Below are 2,548 nucleotides of genomic sequence, written 5' to 3'. Positions count from 1 at the left end.
CTGCTTAGTGATCTTGCCAATATTAATACCGCCAGCATGAATGACAGCCAGTTATTTGCGTATTTGCGGGTTATTTCCGCGGCTAATTATGCCAAAACATCTGGGATCAAAGCCTTCAGCCTTGCTGCCAGCAGCGACCCGGTAACCAGTAATGGCTTTGGCAGGCACTACCAGCAGCAGGCTGAAGTCGGGATAAGTACCGATTTTATTGGTAAAAACTGGGCGGTGGGCATTAATAAGCAGTTATCCACCGACAGCCATTATAGTAATGGTTATGAAGCCAATAACAGCTGGGATGGCAGTTATGCGGCTTATACCGTCGGCAACTGGGTGTTAAGCGCCGCGCAGCAACAGCTGTGGTGGGGCCCTGCTTATGATAGCAGCGCTAACTTCAGTAATACCGGCCGGCCATTAAAGGCGTTACAACTTAGCCGGTTAAACAGCAATACACCGCTGCTAAGCGTGCTAGAGCCACTAGGGGCTGTTAATATTCAGCTGTTACTGGCTGAACAACCCGGTAGTGCCTTGCTGCGCCATGCTAAGGTGCTGGCCGCCAGGGTAAACATTAAACCACTTAGCCAGTTTGAATTTGCCATCAGTGCCTCGCAGTTACATAGCGTGAATAACATTGTTCCGGCTGACGCTATCCAAAATGGCCCTCTATCTGAATACAGTTACACTTTTCCAGCTGGCAGAATAAACAGCGTTAGTTTAGATGGCCGCTACAGTATTAACAGCAACACTGCAGCCTACACCGAAGTAAGCCTGAATAATGGCAACGCGGGCTGGCTGGCGGGGGCAGAATACCTGATTGCCAACCATCATTTGCAAGCTATGCTGGTTGCTGAATACAAAGAAGTTGCAGATAAAATGCAACAATGGCAAAGCCTGCAGCACGACAATCCTTTTGGCCAGCCGGCAAAGCGCTGGTTAGTGGGTAGCGAACTGCATTATCGCGATGGTAGCAGCATTTACGTTAATCTCAGCCAGGCTAGCTTTAGCGAAAACACCGCTTTAGTGGCTACTATCCCACTTAACAAGCGCAGCCAGCTCGCGGCTGGCTATCAAACTAAATTTGTTAATGGCTTATTGTCAATTGATGCCCAGATAAGCCGCGACACCATTCGTTCGGGCGAAGCCGGGCAGGTTGGCGATGCTGACTTTAGCCAGGGTATTGCCGTACGCTGGGAATACCGTTGGTAATATAGGGGCTGGTAATATGGCTGGCAATATGTATGGTAAACCAAGCGGAAAAGATACCTGGTACTTACTTTACTGCAAACCCCGGCAAGAGCAGCGGGCGCAGCAGCATCTGGCGAATCAGGGCTTTAACAGCTTTGTGCCTTTACTCACAGTGAATAAGCTAAAAGCCGGTAAGCAGGTAAAAGTTACCGAGCCAATGTTTCCACGGTATCTTTTTTTACAAATCAGCAGTGAGCAACTTAATCTCAGTAGCATTCGCAGCACCCGCGGTATTTCAGATTTTGTCCGGTTTGGACAGCAACTTGCGCAGGTGCCGGCCGGCTTAATTGCTTCGCTTAATCTGCAGCAGCTGGCACAACAGCAGCAGGAAAATAATAACCAGCCGTTTAAAGCCGGCGATCCGCTTACTGTGCTTAATGGCCCGTTCAGCGGCATTGAGGCAGTGTATCAGCTGGCAGAAGGCGATAAGCGCAGCGTGGTGTTACTTAACTTGTTGGGTCAGTGGGTAAAAACCAGTATGGATAACCAGCAAATAGTGAAAAACCAGCCGAACTAACGCTGTAGCGCGGAAATTACCGTCAATAGTGTTCGATTAATTCCGCTTAAAAAGGTAGAATTCGGCAACTTTTTACGCCGTTATAATACAAGCCGGTTTACTATCAGCCTTTAGGGTGCTGTAACCTAATGGCGGTAGCGTGCTCAAAGGCCTGATGTCTTTTAGGTCAATACGGTATTTTGTTTACCTATTTTTGTAATACAACAACTACGGAGCTTCCGGGTGCTTAGATTTGTCCAACTTAGTTTTCTGGCAATAACCTTAGGGTTAACTGCAGCTACCGCCTCTGCACAGGCTATTTCGCCGGCAATGATTGAACAATTTCAAAAATTACCGCGTGCAGAGCAAGAACGGTTAGCCAAACAGTATGGGTACGATTTATCCAGTATCACCGGTGCGCAAACCAGCAGAAGCAGCACACCAGAGCCTGTTGAGCCTTTGCAGCAAGCAGTGCCAGAGATGCCGCAGCAAAGTGGTAACGGCCAGCAACACAGTCGCCCCGCTGAAAGCAAACAGTCCGAGCGTTTCGGCCTTAACCTTTTTAACAGCGCAGTAAGTACCTATGCCCCGGTTAGCAACGTGCCGGTACCCGACAGTTATATTCTGGGCCCGGATGATAGCCTGGTGCTGCAGTTATTCGGTAAAGAGAATACCGATGTAGAACTCACCGTAAATCGCGATGGCAGCATTAGTCTGCCCGATATTGGTTTGGTTAATGTTAGCGGTTTACGTTTTAACGAGGCACGCCAACTTATTGTTGAGCGGGTGCAAAACGCCAAAATTGGCGTT

The 2,548-nt window shown here is 48.7% G+C and carries 3 protein-coding genes; all 3 read left to right on the top strand.

Annotated features, from left to right (window positions below):
* The coding region (locus ABY802_RS16560) for a capsule assembly Wzi family protein (protein WP_372628223.1) at positions 1-1,203 on the top strand (1,203 nt) is incomplete at its 5' end.
* A gap of 16 nt (positions 1,204-1,219) precedes the next feature.
* On the top strand, positions 1,220-1,759 hold the full coding sequence (gene rfaH, locus ABY802_RS16555) for a transcription/translation regulatory transformer protein RfaH (RefSeq protein WP_372628222.1): 540 nt from the start codon (positions 1,220-1,222) through the stop codon (positions 1,757-1,759).
* 222 nt (positions 1,760-1,981) lie between these two features.
* Positions 1,982-2,548 (top strand): polysaccharide biosynthesis/export family protein (locus ABY802_RS16550; protein ID WP_372628221.1); only part of this gene is annotated, 567 nt, incomplete at its 3' end.

It is taken from the genome of Arsukibacterium sp., assembly GCF_041616895.1.
Classification (GTDB): Bacteria; Pseudomonadota; Gammaproteobacteria; order Enterobacterales; family Alteromonadaceae; genus Alishewanella.
This window is presented reverse-complemented; position numbering and strand designations above follow the sequence as displayed.

Excerpts from the sequence above, each read along its gene's own strand:
- rfaH (WP_372628222.1), top strand. The coding sequence starts at position 1,220 with ATGGCTGGCAATATGTATGGTAAACCAAGCGGAAAAGATACCTGGTAC.